16 protein-coding genes, 1 pseudogene and 1 riboswitch are annotated in these 17,630 nt (G+C 36.1%); of the genes and pseudogenes, 14 read left to right on the plus strand and 3 right to left on the minus strand.

From position 1 onward, the window contains the following. Positions 1 to 29 precede the first annotated feature (29 nt). The 5 genes and pseudogenes from BUB48_RS02925 to BUB48_RS19025 all read left to right on the plus strand — a co-directional run. Positions 30 to 1,445, plus strand: coding sequence for a sugar transferase (locus tag BUB48_RS02925; RefSeq protein WP_073024357.1), 1,416 nt, complete (start codon positions 30 to 32; stop codon positions 1,443 to 1,445). Between the two features lie 298 nt (positions 1,446 to 1,743). Beyond that, positions 1,744 to 2,100: a helix-turn-helix domain-containing protein gene (locus tag BUB48_RS02930; protein ID WP_073024359.1), complete on the plus strand. Its 357-nt coding sequence runs from the start codon at positions 1,744 to 1,746 to the stop codon at positions 2,098 to 2,100. Then, complete coding sequence (locus BUB48_RS02935) at positions 2,084 to 2,905, plus strand: ImmA/IrrE family metallo-endopeptidase (RefSeq protein ID WP_073024361.1); 822 nt, start codon at positions 2,084 to 2,086, stop codon at positions 2,903 to 2,905. The genes BUB48_RS02930 and BUB48_RS02935 overlap by 17 nt, the downstream gene beginning before the upstream one ends. Next, positions 2,902 to 3,564 carry a PIN domain-containing protein gene (locus BUB48_RS02940; RefSeq protein ID WP_139249893.1) on the plus strand — a complete coding sequence of 221 codons (663 nt, stop codon included), beginning with the start codon at positions 2,902 to 2,904 and terminating at the stop codon, positions 3,562 to 3,564. Before BUB48_RS02935 ends, BUB48_RS02940 begins: the two co-directional genes overlap by 4 nt. Positions 3,565 to 3,579: 15 nt before the next feature. Next, positions 3,580 to 3,702: pseudogene (locus BUB48_RS19025) on the plus strand (VanZ family protein); the annotation flags it as partial. A 17-nt stretch (positions 3,703 to 3,719) separates the two neighbouring features. Here BUB48_RS19025 and BUB48_RS02950 read toward each other — a convergent pair. After that, the gene (locus tag BUB48_RS02950) at positions 3,720 to 3,950 is read right to left on the minus strand and encodes a helix-turn-helix domain-containing protein (RefSeq protein ID WP_073024365.1); all 231 of its coding nucleotides are present in this window, start codon (positions 3,948 to 3,950) and stop codon (positions 3,720 to 3,722) included. A gap of 274 nt (positions 3,951 to 4,224) precedes the next feature. Here BUB48_RS02950 and BUB48_RS02955 point away from each other — a divergent pair, with 274 nt between their 5' ends. From BUB48_RS02955 to galU, 7 genes are all read left to right on the plus strand, one after another. Further along, positions 4,225 to 5,202, plus strand: coding sequence for an amidohydrolase family protein (locus tag BUB48_RS02955; RefSeq protein ID WP_073024367.1), 978 nt, complete (start codon positions 4,225 to 4,227; stop codon positions 5,200 to 5,202). A gap of 184 nt (positions 5,203 to 5,386) precedes the next feature. Then, complete coding sequence (locus BUB48_RS02960; protein ID WP_073024369.1) at positions 5,387 to 6,076, plus strand: hypothetical protein; 690 nt, start codon at positions 5,387 to 5,389, stop codon at positions 6,074 to 6,076. Positions 6,077 to 6,350: 274 nt separating this feature from the next. After that, complete coding sequence (locus tag BUB48_RS02965; RefSeq protein ID WP_073024371.1) at positions 6,351 to 6,536, plus strand: hypothetical protein; 186 nt, start codon at positions 6,351 to 6,353, stop codon at positions 6,534 to 6,536. 172 nt (positions 6,537 to 6,708) lie between these two features. Beyond that, positions 6,709 to 6,888, plus strand: coding sequence for a hypothetical protein (locus tag BUB48_RS02970; protein ID WP_139249894.1), 180 nt, complete (start codon positions 6,709 to 6,711; stop codon positions 6,886 to 6,888). A gap of 168 nt (positions 6,889 to 7,056) precedes the next feature. Beyond that, the gene (locus BUB48_RS02975; RefSeq protein ID WP_073024375.1) at positions 7,057 to 8,415 is read left to right on the plus strand and encodes an MATE family efflux transporter; all 1,359 of its coding nucleotides are present in this window, start codon (positions 7,057 to 7,059) and stop codon (positions 8,413 to 8,415) included. Between the two features lie 220 nt (positions 8,416 to 8,635). Then, positions 8,636 to 8,722, plus strand: a riboswitch (cyclic di-GMP riboswitch). Between the two features lie 191 nt (positions 8,723 to 8,913). Further along, a complete protein-coding gene (locus tag BUB48_RS02980) occupies positions 8,914 to 10,233 on the plus strand; it encodes an EAL domain-containing protein (RefSeq protein WP_073024377.1) in 1,320 nt (439 codons plus the stop codon). A gap of 404 nt (positions 10,234 to 10,637) precedes the next feature. Then, positions 10,638 to 11,558 carry a UTP--glucose-1-phosphate uridylyltransferase GalU gene (galU, locus tag BUB48_RS02985; protein WP_175548336.1) on the plus strand — a complete coding sequence of 307 codons (921 nt, stop codon included), beginning with the start codon at positions 10,638 to 10,640 and terminating at the stop codon, positions 11,556 to 11,558. Positions 11,559 to 11,605: 47 nt separating this feature from the next. Here the strand turns inward: galU and BUB48_RS02990 are convergent, their stop codons facing one another. Together BUB48_RS02990 and BUB48_RS02995 are read right to left on the minus strand one after the other, a co-directional pair. Continuing rightward, the gene (locus tag BUB48_RS02990; RefSeq protein ID WP_073024381.1) at positions 11,606 to 11,959 is read right to left on the minus strand and encodes a hypothetical protein; all 354 of its coding nucleotides are present in this window, start codon (positions 11,957 to 11,959) and stop codon (positions 11,606 to 11,608) included. 128 nt (positions 11,960 to 12,087) lie between these two features. Then, the gene (locus BUB48_RS02995; RefSeq protein WP_073024383.1) at positions 12,088 to 14,970 is read right to left on the minus strand and encodes a leucine-rich repeat domain-containing protein; all 2,883 of its coding nucleotides are present in this window, start codon (positions 14,968 to 14,970) and stop codon (positions 12,088 to 12,090) included. A gap of 204 nt (positions 14,971 to 15,174) precedes the next feature. On the opposite strand from BUB48_RS02995, the gene BUB48_RS03000 reads away from it, so the two are divergent. Beyond that, entirely contained in the window at positions 15,175 to 15,780 is a 606-nt protein-coding gene (locus BUB48_RS03000) for a DedA family protein (protein WP_073024385.1), read from the plus strand. Positions 15,781 to 15,917: 137 nt separating this feature from the next. Further along, positions 15,918 to 17,627: an HD domain-containing phosphohydrolase gene (locus BUB48_RS03005; RefSeq protein WP_084524327.1), complete on the plus strand. Its 1,710-nt coding sequence runs from the start codon at positions 15,918 to 15,920 to the stop codon at positions 17,625 to 17,627. The last annotated feature ends 3 nt before the right edge of the window (positions 17,628 to 17,630 follow it).

The following is a 17,630-nucleotide window of genomic DNA, read 5'->3' on the forward strand; positions in this document are numbered from 1 at the left end:
CATATTTTTATTGGAGAAAGGGTATATCAATGGGAAAGAATTATAAGAAAGATAGCAAATTATTTTATGGAATACAAATTATTGTTGACATCCTTCTTGTGAATCTTGGGTTTTATACTGCTTATCTATATAGGTTTGGAGGTCAGATGACAAGTGAGAATATAGATCCTTATTTAAATCTTATACCTTATATTTCACTGGCCGCCTTTATATTTTTTCATACATATGGTGTATTTAGATGGGCTTATAAGCCTTTAATTGACACCATATATTCAGTGTTTTTGTCTCTTGTTTTTATTGAAATAACAACAATGGCTATGACTTTCTTCAATAGAGGTTTTAGCTTCCCCAGAAGCATATTTTTTATATCATTTGTTATTCAGTTGATATATCTTTCTATTTGGAAATTTATTATTCACAAAGTATATTATATGATTTACAAGAAGAAAAGAGTTTTAATATTGGCAGATGAATCTGATTCCAGTGAAATTGCAAAGAAGATAATTTTGGAAGGGAAATACCAATTTGAAATAAAGTACATATGTGAAACAGTAAATGATAATATATATAAACTTATTGAAGATATCGATGTTGTAATTATCGGGCCAAAGATTGACAGCAAAATAAAGGAAAAAATTATATCTAAGTGCATAGGCCTCAACAAAATAATATATATTGTTCCCGAATTATTTGAGATCACATTATCCAATGCTAAATTGACTCAGATAGACGATATACCAGCTTTTTATATAGAGAATATTTATTTGTCACAGGAGCAGAGGATACTAAAGAGAACTTTTGATATTATTGTATCTTTGATTGGTATTGTGATATCATCACCTATAATGCTTGCATGTTATATTTTGATTCGCATTTATGATCATGGACCCGCCATATACTCTCAAGAAAGGGTTACCAGGAACAACAAGAAGTTTAAGCTGTATAAGTTTAGAACCATGGTTGTGAATGCTGAGAGGCTTACAGGACCGGTGCTTGCTAGTGATAAGGATGATAGAATAACTCCTATAGGTGCTGTGTTGAGATCAACTCGATTGGATGAATTACCTCAATTATTCAATGTGCTTAAGGGTGATATGAGTATTGTAGGACCGAGACCAGAGAGACAGTTTTTTATAGATCAGTTTAAGCAGTACATACCAGATTTTGAGTACAGATTGACTGTTAAAGCCGGTATAACAGGATTGGCTCAAGTACTGGGCAAGTATTCAACTACCCCAGAAGACAAGCTTAGATATGATTTACTGTACATAAGAAACTATTCATTTATATTGGATTTGAGGATTATATTGCAGACCATAAAGATTATGTTTATGAAGAGCAGTTCACAAGGTCTGAAAAAGGAAAAGTCCGTAGAAGAAATTTTAAAAAGCATGGATTACAATGTTTATAAAGAAGTTGGCGTTACAAGGTTGGAGAAGGTGTAGGGGATTCACGGCGATTATAGGCAAAATTAGACATTTAATTTGCTTAGATATATGGATAACAGTACAAAAAGAAAAATAAAAATGTAGAATGATTTTATATAAACCTGTGAAAAAGTCTGCCAAAAAAATAATTAGACAGCTTTCTATGATAAAACAAAAATTATAGAAGGTTGTTTTTTTATGGCAAAAAGAAAAAGAGAACCAATTTTTAGTGTAAATTATTATTGACATAAATACGTAACATAAAAATTGATAATACTCATATAATGTAATATAATTATAACAAGGAGGTATTTGTATGAGTTATGCTTTAGGCAGCAGAATTAAAGAACTGCGTACAAATCATAAGATTAGTCAAGAGCAGATGGCAGAAGTTTTAGGAACAACAAGGCAAAGATATTCTCGTATAGAAAATGGTCAGGTTGATATTTCTTTTGTGATGATAAAAAAAATAGCTAATTATCTTGGGATACCGATGTCTCAAATAACCAGTGCAGAGGAAGAAAAAAAGGAGCTTGTTACTTTTTTTAGGGAAAAATCCAGCAGCGAAAATGTATTGAATTGCGTTGCTAAAATAGAAGAAATATTAAGGGCTTTTAAAGCCCATGAAAAGTTGTATTATCAAATGAGGATGCGTGATGGATTTGTGGATTGATAAGACAGAAATAGAAGATAGGGCATTAAAAGTAAGGCAAGAGCACAATATCCAAACTTATGGCATCAAAGATATATTTAGCATGATAGAACAGAGAGGTATTGATCTGATAAGGTATCCATTCGGGAAAAATGAGTTATTAGGATTTTCCACTGTATTTGAAGGAAAAAAGATAATTGTGTCAAACTCATCTGAAATAATAGCAAGAGAAATTTATACTATAGCACACGAGCTAGGTCATATCATATACGATTTTGAAGATAAAAATCATGATGTAAAAATAGATGTTGATATAGATGAAGAAAGTGAAGATATTTCAGAAAGCAGGGCTTATTATTTTGCCAATTGCCTTTTAATGCCGGAACAACAGCTTATGATGTTCATAAAATATGTTTTAAATAAAACATCCAGAGAGCTACGTGCGTTAGATATTGTCAGAATACAATTAGAATTTCAAGTTAGTTATGCAGCAGCAGTAAAAAGATTACACGAAATAGGTTTTATATCTACCAGCCATAAAAGTGAACTTTTTAATGAAAGAAGTCGTATAACTTCTAATTCCCTGTTTAAAATGATTGAAGCCGATGAGAAATTATTGAAATCAACAGATGTAATAAAAGTACCGTCAAAATATTATGAATTTGTAATTAGCAATTATGAAAATGGCTATATTCCTTTTTCCAGTTTGCAGAAGACTCTTGCTCTTATAGGTATCGATGCAGAAATATTCAAGAAAGAAGAACAGAATGAAGAAAAGAATGGAGAGCAGCTAGATATAGATGATGTATTTGAGGAGTTCAAATGATGGATGCATCATTAGATGCTGATGTTGTAATACATTTATATAAGAGCAATAATAGCGATCTATTGTTTTCTTCATTCCATAAACTTTATATGCACGAGTTTTTATTGGAAGACGAAATTAAAAAGAAAGCATATGTCGTGTATGAAGACTTTCTTTCAGATGTGGAAAAAGGAAAAGTTGAAATTGTTAAGAATAAAGATTTAGTTAGCATGGGGATTAAGGGTTTGTTTGACAATTATGTGCGTGATTTTTCTTATCTATTTGATCAAGGTGAATTACATGCAGTTGCTTTAGCGAAAGCGATGGGAATTGCAGCATTTATTTCTGATGATACCAAGGAATTTGGACCACATGAAACTTTAGTAAAAGAACTAATTGAAGATGTGATTCCTTTTGCTTTTTACGAGCTTTTATTTCTAAAATATATATCTTCCGAAATAACTATAGATGAGATGTATGATAAATTTCAAGAAATCAATTTGGCTAGCATGAGTCGACCTATGGAGTTTAGAAGTAGAATGTTGTCTGCTGTAAAAAGGTTCACTAAAAAATATGGAACTGTAAGAGACTTACAATGGATAAGTAATTATTGCACTGAAAAAAGTATAGATTTTAACGATAAAATGAAAGAGTTGAAATCCTTCTTGGAAAAGATATAAGATGCCGCTTCTGATGAGTTTCATCAGTATTTTGTGCCTGGCAGAGGTCCGGGATGGAGTGATGTGATGCTGGATTCCTTTGGTGCAGTATTGGGTATAATTATCTATAGAAGTGTTAAAATCCGGAGTAGTTTATAACTGCTCCGGATTTCAATTCATCTATTAATCTTTGGATTATCAGTTCTGCCTATCAGATAATCAACAGATACATCAAAAAAATCAGCTAATGCAACTAATTTCTCTAAAGTAGTAGTTCTTCTTCCACGTTCAATATCACTGACTGCAGTATATGTAAGACCAATTGCGTCTCCCAGTTCAGATTGCTTAATATTTCTTTCCAAGCGTAACATTTTAATGCGTTCGCCAAATAGTTCTTTAGAAAACATAAAATACCCCTTGACAGTTCGCTAATAGCGATATATCATATATATAGTATTATTCGCTAATAGCGAAATATTCGCTTTATCACAAAGGTGGTGTTGCTATAAACTACAAAAGCATAAAGCAACATAGCTGTTTCAAGTGTCTGAAACAGCAACATAAACCCTATTGTACTTTTTTACAGTTATCATAAAGTTTGTGGCCCCAAACTTTATGATAACATTTTACCAAATTTATTGTTTCAATACAATAAATTTGATGATACGAAGGAGAAAATGCATGGTAATTGACGTTCACAGCCACTATATCCCACTGCTGGAGAGTCATGATTTTAAAAGCTTGTTTTATATAGAAGAGGACTATGACAATACCAGATATATACGGATAAATGACAATGTATTTGCAAAGCTGGATGAAGGTCTTGTAAGCCTTGAGAAGCATATGGAGGATATGGATGGGGCGGGGATTCATCATAGGGTACTTTCGGTGGCTCCCTTTGTATTCTTTTATGAACGTGAATCCAATGAGACCATAAAATGGGCTAAGGCAGTCAATGATCAGATGTATAGGGATATCAGGTCTTATTCCAACAAGTTTTATGCTTTGGCTACATTGCCTATGAACTCTATTAACGAAGCATGCCTGGAGCTTGAGAGAACCATGAGAGAATACAACTTCCTGGGAGCTGCCATAGCTACCAATATCAACGGCATTGAACTGGATGACAGATGCCTTTATCCTTTTTGGCAGAGGGCAGAGAAACTGGGAGCCTTCATACTTATCCATCCCCATTATGCCATGGGAGCAAATAGGTTGGATGATTATTACTTGAGGAATATTATAGGCAATCCTCTTGATACAACCATAGCAGCTATGAGGATCATTTTGGGTGGTTTATTTGAAAGGTTTCCCAAGCTCAGGATTTGCCTGTCGCATTCGGGGGGATATTTGCCGCTGGCCATAAGCCATCTGGACAGGGCATATGAAGTACGGCGAGAGTTATCTCATTTATCGTCTGCCCCATCAACTTATTTGAAAAATTTCTATTATGATTCTTTGGCCTTTGATGCAAAGGCTCTCCAATTTGTTGTGGATAATGTTGGCGCAGACAGGATGCTTCTTGGGACAGATTATCCTTTTGACATGAGATGTGAAGAGCCTGTAAAGATTGTTGATATGCTTTTTCTTGATGAGTGGGATAAAAATCAAATATATATTGACAATGCAAAGAACATATTGAAATCAGGACTTAAATAAGCCATTGGGGACACTTCCCATGGCTTATTTAAGTTAAAACAAATAGGGTAGCATGAAGGATTTCTTAACTGTTAAGTAGAATTTATAGAAATTGAGAATGCATGAAAGCCAGAGTTTATAGATATTGGACTGAAGACTCTGGAAGTTGGAATGAACACAGTATGATATTGTAAGGAGGTTATATATGCAAAAATTAAAAAAATCTGATTTCATTTGGTTATCAGCACTACTATTGTGGATTATAATATTGGTTATGCCAGTTTCCAGAGAAATTTTTATGAGTTTTACTTCATTGCATCCATATATAGGAGGATTCATTAAATTTTCAATATTGGCATCCATGGGGGACTTGCTAGGGACTAGGTTGCAAAAAGGTGATTATATAATTCCTAAAGGATTTATATACAGGGCAGTCATATGGGGCGTAATCGGAATGATGATTTCCCTTGTGTTTACTGTATTTATGGAAGGCGTTGGTGCGGCACAGAGAGCCGGATTGCTTCCATTTGAAGGCATGGCTTTGGCTCAGGCCTTTTTTGGAAGTACCATCATGAATCTGACCTTTGGGCCAATGATGATGGCATTTCACAAATTCACGGATTTATATATTGATGCTTTGTATGAGAAAAGCGGAAAAATCACTTTAGGCAGTCTGGTGGATAAGGTTGACTGGCATTCGCTGGTTGAATTCAGCTGGGCAAAGACGTGCATTTTCTTCTGGATACCTGCTCATACCGTAGTATTTATGCTTCCGTCAGCATATAGAGTTTTGGTATCGGCTTTTCTTTCTATTGCTCTTGGGTTGCTTTTATCAATAGCGAAAAAGAAAGGAAGCAATGTAAGTTCCCCAAAGCAATCGAGCATTCAGAAATAGTGCTGGAGGATAGTTGATAAGTTATAAGAAAAGTTTCATGATGGGCTATTTCAAATAGCCCTTTTTGCTACTGCTTAAAGCCTCTGCAAATTCTCATTTCTCATAACCAAAGAGCTGACTTTATAATGTTATAATGAAGGATTTTCAGCTTATGTAGTAGAATTTACATAAATTATAGGCGATAATATATTTATACATATGCATAAAGGAGATGCTCAACTATGAAAAGATACACAGAGTTTTTATTCGTAGCAGTGCTTTTTGCAGGCTTTTTTTGTTTGCAGCTTCTGGAGGAATATATGCAGATACCAATGGGGAAGAGCAAAACCCAGCACCAGGTTTATCACAAGAAGCGGATTCAGGCGATATGCTGACAGTAAGGGATTTTACTGAAGTGGTAAAAATGATTGCTTCATCACAGGATATACACCAAATCATAGGCTTCAAGGCTACCAAATAGATGAATTAATCAATGGTATCGGACTAAAGAATGGTACATATGATAAATATTTTATTCTCATATATTGTCACGATTATGTTGGAAATATAAAGTATGTACGAATGATTAAGAAAGATACATAGAAAAGGCCAGAAACTATATGAATACTCGGGACAATGTAGATTATAGATATTTGGATGATGAAATACCATATTACGGTTCTCTTGTTTCGAACAAGGAAATGAAAGATGTTGAAGCATTATTCTCCAATAGGGGTTTTTTGAAGGGTGATAGAGAAAAATATAGAGACAGATGGGCATATACTTTATTATTTTATGAGAATTTAATAGATTTAGATTCAATGTATTTATGAATCTGAATGATATATTGGATTTTAAGAATTTTAGACTGCCAGAGGATTTATAATAAGCTATTAGCTACCGGGGACGGTTTTACATGGCTAATTTTTAATCTGACAAATGAGATGTGGAGAACCGTCACCAGTGTCCCAATAATAAAGGAAAAGGAAGCGATTTACATCATGAATTCAAAGAGTGCTAAGAGTCTGGATATGAATGACGGACGTCTATTTAATAAAATTTTGATTTTTGCTTTGCCTATTATGGCGATGAACATACTGCAATTGTTGTTCAATGCTGCTGATATGGTAGTTGTAGGGCGTTATTCGGGCAGCGAGGCATTGGCTGCCGTAGGAGCTACAGGTGCTTTGATAAATCTGATTGTCAACTTGTTTATGGGGTTATCGGTGGGCACCAGCGTTATTGTAGCTCAGGATTATGGTGCGGATATGCAGGATGATGTGAGCCGATCCGTTCATACATCCATAGCCATAAGCATAATTTGTGGTTTCATAGTTGCAGTAGCAGGCTTTGTGCTTTGCAAGCCTTTACTGGCCATGATGGGTACTCCTCAGAATATTATTGATTTATCAGTGCTGTATATGAGGATATATTTCATTGGCATCCCCGGGACTATGGTATATAATTTTGGTGCAGCTATTCTTAGAGCTGTAGGAGATAGCCGTCATCCAATGTACTATCTCGTCATTGGTGGCGTCATAAATGTCATGTTAAATCTTTTCTTTGTCATAGGATTGCATATGAGTGTGGAAGGTGTGGCATGGGCCACGACAATTTCCCAGTATATTTCCATGATTCTCATAATGGTTTGCTTGGCAAGGAGCGAAGGAGCTATACGCTATATGCCTAGGCAGACCAGCATTGATTGGAACAAGCTTAAGATTATTGTGAAGATAGGCCTTCCTGCAGGTTTGCAGAACTTGTTGTTTTCCATTTCCAATATGCTCATCCAATCAGCCATCAACTCCTTCGGGTCCACCATGGTAGCTGCAAGTTCCGCCGCCAGCAATATAGAGAACTTTTTGGGCACTACCATGAATGCCTACTATAATGCCGCTATCACCTTTACGGGCCAAAGCATGGGTGCCAAGAAGTATGACAGGATTGATGCCATTGCAAAGATATGTACGGTGTTGATCTTTGGTACCTGGATCATATTGGGAGGTGCCACATTGATATTTGGGAAGCAGCTGCTAGGCATGTTCACTTCTGATCCGAAGGTTATTGACTTAGGCATGATGCGTTTAAATGTCATGATGATTGCATATTTTACTTGCGGGACCATGAATGTTTTCCCCGGCCTTACCAGAGCCATGGGGTATTCAATACTTCCAATGATATGCACATTAGTGGGAGCCTGCTTCCTGAGAATAGTGTGGTTGGTCACAATTTTCAGTTGGTATCCGACGGTAATCATGTTATTTGCTTGTTATCCGGTTACCTGGGCCATTGCGGGGTTAGGACAGGTAGGCAGCTTCTTCTATGCAAGGCATAGGATTCGTAAAGCGGCAGAAGCTTAGAAGTATAATATTTGGAGATATGTCAAGAGCCACCGGAGAGGCTAATACTGCCGGTGGTTTGTTGATTTGCTTGTGAGACACCGAGAACCGTACTCCATGTCTCAACATGGGTATTCAATTTATGGTAAATATATGATATACTAGGTAATACTATATTATTTAATAGTTTTAGAAATAAATGTTAATTTTCACTTTATAGATGAAACTTAATATATGGTGTAATTGAAAATAGCAAACTTATCGAAAGGTAAGGACGCAAAGCTATGAGTCTAAAGCGTGTATATGTCATGATCGTCAAGCTGCCAATTATTTTTATTCTTGACGGTCATTTTTTCAATGACCGTTTTTTATTCTTATTATGTTAAGAAATATGCTTTATAGCACAATGGGATGGGAAAGAATCAATTATGCCACTTAAGGAGGTGTTTAGGCTGTGAGACGGGCAAAGTTGTGAAGTTAAAATTAAGTATGGGAAATTTTGTTTCGGGGGGATAAAAAATGGTTTTGTATGCTAAAAAGTCGTCGAGCAGGTTTTTTAGAAATAATGATGGGACCATGGAAAAGAGCGAATATGACATAGGTTCAAATGGCGAGGAGCATAGGGCCAGTATGCAAATTGGTTTGAGCAGCCAAAGCTTTAGAGATAACATATTGAGAAACGATTTGCATTATGCTGTTGAGAAAAATCAGATGAGAGTGTTTTACCAGCCTATTGTAAATTTGCAATCCGGCGACATCCTGGCTGTGGAAGCATTGGTCAGGTGGAAGCATCCTGATTGGGGTTTGATTTTGCCTGAAGAATTCATACAGTTGGCAGAGGAAACAAGGTTGATGGGTGATATAGACAAATGGGTATTGCAAGAGGTGTGCAAAAATTATAGGAGATGGTTGGATAAGGGATTGCCGGCCATAAAGGTGGCTGTGAATTTTTCCGGTATTCAATTCTTGGAGGAAGATTTTGCCAATAACATAAAAGATATAATAAATGGACATAAACTTGACCCGAAATTTTTGATTGTAGAGGTAACAGAAAATATATTTTTGGAGAGCACGGACAAGCTGAGTTCAAATATAGAAGCATTAAAGGCATTGGGAATTAAGATAGCCCTTAACAATTTTGGTGCAGGATTTTCTTCATTTCAATATATAAGTTATTTTAAACCGGATATTATTAAGCTCAATGGTTCTTTTATAAAGGATGTTCCAAGCAATAACATAAATTCTGCAATTGTTGAGTCCGTGATACATTTGACAAAGAAGCTTAAGGTGAAGATGGTTGTTGAAGGCATAGAGAAATGGGACCAGCTGTATTATTTGAAATATATGAACTGTTATGCAGGACAAGGTTATATATATAGCAATGTGCTGGATTTGGAGGACATGGAAAGAGTATTGGCAAGGAAGAAATGCAAGCCACTGATAGTGAATTTTAGAGAAGAAGTATTGAAGGAAAACCGATGCAATTTCTTCAGGATCAAGCTGCCTTTTTCTTTGGAGGCCACCATGGAAATATGGGAAGTGAAAGGCAATAAGGTAAATGCAGGCAGTACCAAGGTACTTATCAAAGACATAGGGCCGGGAGGGTTATGCTTTGCATCTGATATAAAATTGCCTGTCAAAAATTATATTATCCTCCAGTTTACTTTCAACTTGCTAGAGAAAGAGATTAAAGTAAAAGGATATATTACGCGAACACGAGAGATCAGAAGCAACTACATTGAATATGGGGTTGAATTTGTAATGGATGAAAATGAAAGGGTGGAGCTGATAAAGATACTGAATCAGGTCCAAATCAAAATGAAGAAAAATGCTTTATGAGGTATGAGACAACGGGGACGGTTTTCATGTCTCACCGTTCCCGTTGTCTCATATTGATTTTTTGAAAGAGTTAAGGATGTAATTTGCTTAAAGATTTAAATGTAACCATATCTTCTATTATATCAAGGTCTTCCTCCGAATGTAATTCATAAAAATATAGATGTTCCATGCTTCTCAATTTCTTAATTTGGCTCAGATCCTTTAGATATCTTGCATTTACCTTACGGGTTTTTAGGTCAGGCAATTGAGATAGGGAAGTGAGATCATAAACTTTAACCATGATGAACGATAAGGTGAGAAGCATTGGTTTCAAATTTTGGTGTGTGTAGAGGAAAAAACACAATGGTATCGAATAATATCATGTGGAGTGTTTTGTTTTACTTGTTTGAATATGAAGGGGGATAATGCAAGTGAAAGTTCATAAGGCCATAATACCCGCAGCAGGCTTGGGAACCCGCTTTTTGCCTGCCACAAAGGCTCAGCCTAAGGAGATGTTGCCAATAGTGGATAAACCCACATTGCAATATATTATTGAGGAAGCTGTATCTTCGGGCATAGAGGAGATATTGATTATAACCGGCAGGAATAAGAAGTCCATTGAAGATCATTTCGATAAATCTGTAGAGTTGGAGCTGGAGCTGGAGAGGCACGGCAAATTTGATTTGCTGGAAGAGGTAAGAAAGATATCCGATATGGTTAATATACATTATATAAGACAGAAGGAGCCTAAAGGACTTGGCCACGCGATATACTGTGCAAAGAGCTTTATAGGGGATGAACCCTTTGCGGTGCTGCTTGGTGATGATATAGTGTACTCTCAGAAGCCTTGTTTGAAGCAGATGATAGAAGTATATGACGAGTATAAGACGACTATACTGGGGGTACAGCAGGTGCCAAGGGAAGATGTGTCCAAATACGGCATAGTAGATGGCAGGCATATCGAAGGCAGAGTGTATAAGGTAAAGGGTTTGGTGGAAAAGCCTTCCGTAGAAGAGGCTCCATCAAATGTGGCCATATTGGGCAGATATATAATAAGTCCTGCCATATTTGAGATATTGGAGCATACGGAGCCGGGCAAAGGAGGAGAGATACAGCTTACCGATGCTCTTAAGGTACTGGCCCAGCGAGAGGCCATGTATGCCTACAACTTTGAAGGAAAGAGATATGATGTAGGAGATAAGCAGGGATTTTTGCAGGCTACGGTGGAATATGCCCTCAGGCGTGAGGATCTGAGGGAGGGCTTTTTAAATTACCTTATCAAGGTTGTGGAGAATGAGACCAAGTCCAATATAGGTGAAGAGGCAGCAGTATCATATGATCAATAAAAACTGAACATAAGCAAAAGGGGGACATTTCATATGTCCCCCTTTTGTTACTCGCTTTTGCTGAAATGCTTCATATCTGTACCATCTTCATCATCGGTTTCATACATGAAAAGCTGGCCCTTGCTGCTCATGAATATTATGTTGTTGTCTGTATCTATATAGGCTCTGATGAAGGTTTCATATTGGTCCCCATTTTTATAGGGCAGGCCGGAGTAAAAGGTTTGATATATGGTTCTGTTTTTTATTTCATATGCCTGACCTATGGTTCCATATTCTATTTCATCCTGCCAGAGGAGATTGATTATTTCCCTTATACCATGGATTTCAAGTTCGTTCCATTTGGTTTTTATCTTTCCCTCTTCAAACAGTTTTTCTATGGTAGTATCTAATTTTTCAAGCACCGGCACCTACCTCCTTAAACACGAATACTTTACATTAAATATATTAACATACTTAGTATATCCGATGAAACCATTTGCCATCGATGGTGAGGCTTCGAAGAATTTCTTGATTCAGGGCAGACACAGGCTTATCTAGGAATCATTTTGTCTATGGTTCCATCATTATCAACAATATGGATATATTTTTCTCCCACAATTATATGTTCACAATAACCTTCAAAAACTACCTCAGCTTGCTTTTCAGGACCTATTTTATAAACTTTTCCTAGGGTGGATAGATAAATTTTGTCACCGTCCATATTTAAATTATATATAGCCTCATTAGTTTTGAATATGAGCTCCTTGTTTTTGCAATTTAAGTCGGATTTGCAAATGGAGTATTCATATGTATAAGGATCATACATCACATAGTACAAATACTGTCCATCGCTGATAAGGCTATTGCCAAATATTTGTGACAACAATCCATTTCTGCCTGTTTTCAGGTTATATTTGCAAATTTCATTCTCTGACGATGGAGATGCACATAACTTTATATAATATATGGAGTCTCCTACTATGGTCATATCACCAAAACTATGGAAAGACAAAGGCTCTGTTATCATGGTGTTTCTGTCGATCCTATATATATTATAACCGTCTACGCTTATATAGCATATTTCTTCATCGGTTATGCAGATCAGTGATCTAAGTGAATCCCTAAAGTTCTCTGCTTTTACAAGCAATTCTTTATGGCCGGTTTCTAGGTTTAGCCTGTATAAACCTTCATCATCATATGAGAAATATAAATATTTGCCATGAATCTTAATATTTTTGGCATAATAGTTATTGCTTATGTTTTTATTTTCATGAAGTATAACTTTTTTGCCTGTGCTGATGGACGTTTTTGCCAATCGATAGTTGCCGTTTGAATCCCTTTCATTGGCGTAGCAATAGCCATCTTTTTCCAATACTATTTGACCGTTATTTATATTGCCATTGTGCAATGATACCTTTGCAATTCCTATTATTGCTTCATTTTCTTCTGATTTGTCATCATATACATTGGGAACCAGTCCGTCATAAATCCAGTTTCCGGCATATAGTACATCTTTTCTGCCTGATATGCCCTTTGATATAATGTCCTTTTCATTAAAGTCATTTTTGAATACGATAATTCTGTAGTAAACATCCAGTCCGTTTGTTATTCCATGATGGCCCTTTAATATTTCGCCCTTTTTAATGGTGACTTTCTTTTTTGCGTGATTTGCAACCAAAATATTGCCCATATCCAAACCGCTGTTTTTTACTGCATCCTTTTCCTGGTTCGTTATATTATACAATATAGCGCTGTAAGGAGGAAGAACTATGTCTTTCTCATTGGTTATTAAAAAGGGTAAGTCTTTGCCCATAGGTTTATCTGGGTAGTAGCTTATTTTGTATTCTGAAGGATGGGGGTCATAATGGGAAGGATCGTCAAATGCAGTGGTTCTCGGGTAAGCATTGATATTCCATGTTCTCTTCCCGTATTTCAGCATGTCGCTGTCTGATATATTGAAGAATTTAATAGGTGGCACATAGTATTCGCTGTTTTCCAATATTTTGCCACTGTATCCTCCGTCATCCCATGATACATCTACATGATAATAATGACCATCTATTTTTACCATGTTCCAACAATGATGGTATGTATAATGCTTATTAGAATTATTTAAAGTGCCTTCAACATAAATACAATCCAATCCCGCCAAATGGCATAAAACTTTCATTGCTTTAGCATATCCTTCACTTCCGGCAACTCCGCGATTCAAAGCACCATAAATATCTCCTGAAGTACCATCGGATGTCGGATCCCATATGTTGTGGATCTTAACATTGTTTATAAGATAATTGTATATGGCTTTTTCTTTTTCAATATCCTTCATATTTTTCTTTATAATTTGCTTTACGATGTTATGGGCTTTTTTGCCTGCTTCCTGAGTTTTCAAAAAATCAATGGAACTTCCGTTTCTTAAACTTTTTTCTATAGCCGGAGTTACATCTAATATTGGATTGCTGTCTATATAAATAGTTTCTAATTTCTTCATGTTTCTTATGGCACTAATATCAGATATTAGGTTATCAGATAGCTTTAAATTGGTTATGTTATCTAAATATGCTAGAGGGCTGATATCAGTTATAAAATTGTTATCCAGAGATAGAATTTTTAAATTTATGCAGCTTTTTAATCCTTCAATATTTCTGATGAAGTTATTTTCTGCAAATAAAGTTTCTAGATTTTTTAGATTGCCAATGGGAGTTAGGTCCTGCACCTTGTTAGAGGTTATGTCAAGTTTTGTTAAGTTGGTTAAATGGGATATAGGGGTCAAGTCTTCAATATGATTGTCAGAAAGATTTAATTCTTTTATCTTTGTAAGGTTTTTAACAAATGAAATATCATCTATATTATTGCCGTCTAAAATCAGAGATTCCAAATTAGAAAGTGAACTTAGCGCTGAAAAATCACTGATGCTGGTGTTGGAAATAGTTAAAGTTTTGAGTCCGGTGATATTCTTTATTATATTAAGATCTTCTTCGGAAGCCAGGTTGGAAATGGAGAGATTTTCCAAGTTTTTTAATTTTTCAATTTGCCTGAGATCTTTTAGATATTTTGCGTCCACTGAAAGATTGGTAAGATTGGGCAAGTCAAATAGTGGAGTGAGATCATGGATTTTGTTGCTCCCAATGTTAAGGTAATTTAGGTTGGTTAAATATTCAATGCCCTGAAGAGTTGTTAATTTATCTTCATTGGAAAACCCATAAATTTTATCTATTCCTTCCAAGTCTTTTTTATAAATATCACCTAATTTATTTATCTTTTCTCTTATGAAGTTTTCCAATGGAGGGTTATCAAACTCAATGGGAGCATTGTCTTCTATAGTGTTTTCTTCGTTGGTACCTAGAGGGATGGAAACATCACAATATGTAAAATTCAAGGTCATGATTATGCTGAGAAGCAAAATGAATAACATCAGTTTTAACAGCTTTTTCATAATGATACCTCCTTTGAGAATATGGATAATGGAGTTAAAGGGAGGGATAGAAAGGTCTAGCAATAGATATGTCTAATTATGTCATATTTTAGTAGAAATATCAAGTTGTGCGAGTTGAAAGAAAAATAATATATTTTTGTGGTATTGGATATTTTCCATTTATCCAGTAAAATAGTATATATGATGACTTTAGGAGAATGATCTATGACTAATATATTTGAGGCATTATTCAATTATCTTATAGAAATAACCGGTGAAGTGGGGTATATTGGAGTTATTGTTTTAGTGGGTCTTGAATATGCGTGCTTTCCCATGCCTAGCGAGATAATCCTTCCTTTTGTGGGGTTCCTCGCATCCAGCGGTAAAATGAGCTATTTAGGGGTTCTGGCTGCTTCCACCCTTGCCGGCATACTTGGTTCTCTTATATGCTATTATATCGGATATTTCGGAGGCAAGCCCATATTGGACAAGATAGGGGACAAGGTTCCCAGCTCCAGGAAGTCCATATTTGCTGCCAAGAACACCTTTGATAAATATGATAAGCTTTCTGTTATGATTGCCAGAGTGCTGCCATTGGCAAGGACATATATTTCCATACCTGCAGGCATAGCCAGAATGAGCATGCTTAAGTTTATATCTTTTTCTTCCATAGGGATAGTTGTATGGAATACGGTGCTTATATCCTTGGGATACTATTTGGGCACAAATTGGATGATGGTTGAGCAGATTATGGAAAAGTATACAATTTTTATAGCCGTAATATTGATTATATTTGCTGCAATTTACTTTTTCAATAAAAGAAAAAAATAGATTTGCAAGGGAAGTTCTTCCCTTGTATTTTTGTTGTATTTTTTCACAAGATTTGATATATTATGAATAGTACTACATATTATATCAAATTTCGACTTCTGGCAAATGATGAATTTTTCTGATTAAGAGGAGACTTTATGATGAAAATTGGCATAAGAGGAAAGATCATTTTAGCGATGCTGGCAATTATAATAATATCTGTTGCTACCATCGGGGTCTTATCTTATAACAATGCTAAGACCATCGTAATGAATGAGATTAAGCAGAGCAATTTCAAAACTCTACAAAATGCAAACGACTATTTCCTAAGAAAGTTCATGGCAGATATGGAGTATGTAGTTGACCATTGGGCTCAGGATGAGGAAATAGTAAACTACAAGAATATGCCTGGACAGCCTAAAATGGTCACATCTATACCTGATCATTTCCGGAATATATCAAATCAATGGATGGGTTATGCCAAGTCAAGTCCTTACATAGCATGGATCTATTTTGCGTCAGAGGAAGATGGTTCTATTTTTATTACTCCCATTGATCCTACAATGCCTGAAGATTATGATTGCCGCACTAGGGATTGGTATAAAAAGGCCGTAGAAAGCGGAGGAAGGACAGTATGGACAGATCCCTATCAGGATGCGGGAGAAAGCGAGGAGATAGTAGTTACAGTGGCCAGAGCTGTAAAAAGGGATGGTAATCTTGTAGGAGTAGTGGGGATGGACATAAAGCTCTCCAGATTTTCCGATATTATAAATGATATCATATATGATGATGAAGGATATCTCATGCTGATAAACAGCCAGGGTTACATATTCTCCCATCCGGATAAAGGGATGCTCATGGCCAATATCAATGATGACCAGGAGTTGAAGGCCCAGCTTATTTCTGAAAACGGAACCAATATATTTAGATATAAGGGCAGAGAGAGCATAATCAGCTACATGACTGTACCGGAGACAGGATGGATGCTTATAGGTCTGTTACCTTTAGATTTGGATAAGGAGTTGTCTCCCATCAGGAACAGGGCCATACAGGTGGCTTTAACAAGCATTGTAGTCACATTTTATATTGGTTTTCAAATTTCCAGAGTTATCACTCGACCTTTGAAAAATATCATGGATGTCATAGGCAGCATTTCACAGGGAGAATTGGATAAGCATATTGTGATAGGATCCAAGGATGAGTTTAAGGTTTTGGGAGATCAATTCAATAATATGATGGATACTGTTAAGCAGCTGATAGATGAGAGAAATCTTCATGTGCAGGAATTGACCAAAATGAATAAGGAATTGAGAAACAGCTATCTTTCTACGGTACTGTCTCTTGCAAATGCCATAGAAGCTAATGACAAATATACAAGAGGCCATTGTGAGCGTGTATCCTGCTTGTCCACGGATATAGCAAGGAAGATGGGGCTAGGAGATAATGAGCTTCATGTGCTGGAGTTTGCCAGCATACTTCATGATATCGGAAAGATAGGAGTCCCTTCCGACATATTGAACAAAGAAGGCAAGCTTACATCTGACGAATTCGAAATGATAAGGAAGCACCCAATTATTGGTTATGAAATATTGGCTCATGTAGATTTTCTGTCAGAGAGCAGGAATGTGCTATTGCAGCACCATGAAAGGGTAGACGGGAAAGGATATCCCAAAGGCTTAAAGGGTGAAGAAATAAGCCTTCTGGCAAAGATCATTTCTGTAGCAGACGCCTACGATGCCATGACAAATTCCAGACCCTATAGGAAGACTCCTCTTACCAAGGAGCAGGCTATAGAAGAAATGAAAAAGGGAAAAGGCAGTCAGTTTGATGAAGTAGTAGTGGATATTTTGATAGATTTGTTAACATAAAGA

Source organism: Lutispora thermophila DSM 19022, assembly GCF_900142105.1.
GTDB lineage: Bacteria > Bacillota > Clostridia > Lutisporales > Lutisporaceae > Lutispora > Lutispora thermophila.

Bases quoted from the DNA above. Each gene is read 5' to 3' on its own strand.
- BUB48_RS02925 (WP_073024357.1), top strand. From the start codon at position 30: ATGGGAAAGAATTATAAGAAAGATAGCAAATTATTTTATGGAATACAA.
- BUB48_RS02930 (WP_073024359.1), top strand. From the start codon at position 1,744: ATGAGTTATGCTTTAGGCAGCAGAATTAAAGAACTGCGTACAAATCAT.
- BUB48_RS02935 (WP_073024361.1), top strand. From the start codon at position 2,084: ATGGATTTGTGGATTGATAAGACAGAAATAGAAGATAGGGCATTAAAA.
- BUB48_RS02940 (WP_139249893.1), top strand. From the start codon at position 2,902: ATGATGGATGCATCATTAGATGCTGATGTTGTAATACATTTATATAAG.
- BUB48_RS02950 (WP_073024365.1), bottom strand. From the start codon at position 3,950: ATGTTTTCTAAAGAACTATTTGGCGAACGCATTAAAATGTTACGCTTG.
- BUB48_RS02955 (WP_073024367.1), top strand. From the start codon at position 4,225: ATGGTAATTGACGTTCACAGCCACTATATCCCACTGCTGGAGAGTCAT.
- BUB48_RS02960 (WP_073024369.1), top strand. From the start codon at position 5,387: ATGCAAAAATTAAAAAAATCTGATTTCATTTGGTTATCAGCACTACTA.
- BUB48_RS02975 (WP_073024375.1), top strand. From the start codon at position 7,057: ATGAATTCAAAGAGTGCTAAGAGTCTGGATATGAATGACGGACGTCTA.
- BUB48_RS02980 (WP_073024377.1), top strand. From the start codon at position 8,914: ATGGTTTTGTATGCTAAAAAGTCGTCGAGCAGGTTTTTTAGAAATAAT.
- galU (WP_175548336.1), top strand. From the start codon at position 10,638: ATGCAAGTGAAAGTTCATAAGGCCATAATACCCGCAGCAGGCTTGGGA.
- BUB48_RS02995 (WP_073024383.1), bottom strand. From the start codon at position 14,970: ATGAAAAAGCTGTTAAAACTGATGTTATTCATTTTGCTTCTCAGCATA.
- BUB48_RS03000 (WP_073024385.1), top strand. From the start codon at position 15,175: ATGACTAATATATTTGAGGCATTATTCAATTATCTTATAGAAATAACC.
- BUB48_RS03005 (WP_084524327.1), top strand. From the start codon at position 15,918: ATGATGAAAATTGGCATAAGAGGAAAGATCATTTTAGCGATGCTGGCA.